General features: G+C 67.0%; 2 protein-coding genes. Both read left to right on the top strand.

The features are described from left to right. Nucleotides 1-500 (top strand): hemerythrin family protein (locus Q4I23_RS32895; RefSeq protein ID WP_498529031.1); only part of this gene is annotated, 500 nt, incomplete at its 5' end. Between the two features lie 92 nt (nt 501-592). Beyond that, nucleotides 593-757 carry a hypothetical protein gene (locus tag Q4I23_RS32890; RefSeq protein ID WP_498529030.1) on the top strand — a complete coding sequence of 55 codons (165 nt, stop codon included), beginning with the start codon at nt 593-595 and terminating at the stop codon, nt 755-757. The last annotated feature ends 1 nt before the right edge of the window (nt 758 follow it).

Raw genomic sequence — 758 nt, 5'->3', positions numbered from 1 at the left:
GTTATAGTCTCGTGGGCTCGGAGATGTGTATAAGAGACAGCATGACGCCCGCCCCCGATGGCCGCTCCCTGATCCCGACCGGTTCCGGCGTCATCGACGCGGAGCACGGCGCCATCCTCGACCTCCTGTCGACGATGACCACGGGCGGTACTGTCGGACTGGTGGAATTGACCGCGCTCCGGCGCGAAGTGGCTGAGCATTTCGCCACGGAAACGGCGGAGATGGCCGCCCTGGCCGCGGACCGGCGGGAGCGGCACGAGCATGCCCACCGCGGCTATCTCGCCAACATCGATGCGCTGATTGAGGCCGCGCAGCGTGGCGATTCGGTGACCAGCGACGATGCGAATCGACTGATGCTGTGGTTCATCGTCCATTCCAACACCGCCGACACGGAGTTGGTGGAGTCCGCCCGGCGCGCCGGCGACGAGTCGCCGATGATCACCATGGACGATTGGCTCGACGGCCTGGACGAGGCCGACCGGGACGCCCTGCGCTCCTGAGGCGGCCGCGCCGCCCCTCTCCGGGGAACCGCGTCTCCGGGCTCCGGTTGGAGGAGGGACAATCCCTTCCCGCAACCGACCCAGGTTCCTTCATGGACACATCCGACACACCCAACGCCGGGGCGCAGCGCCTGCGCGACGCCATCGACAAGGGCTTGACCGGCGACAAGATCCCCGCCGCTGACCCCGCTGCGGCGCCGCTGGGCACCTGTCTCTTATACACATCTGACGCTGCCGACGATTATACGCGAGTGTAGA

The organism is Azospirillum sp. UFLA03-27, assembly GCF_059803775.1.
Note: the sequence above shows the minus strand (reverse complement) of the source record. Positions and strands in the feature narration are given on the sequence as shown.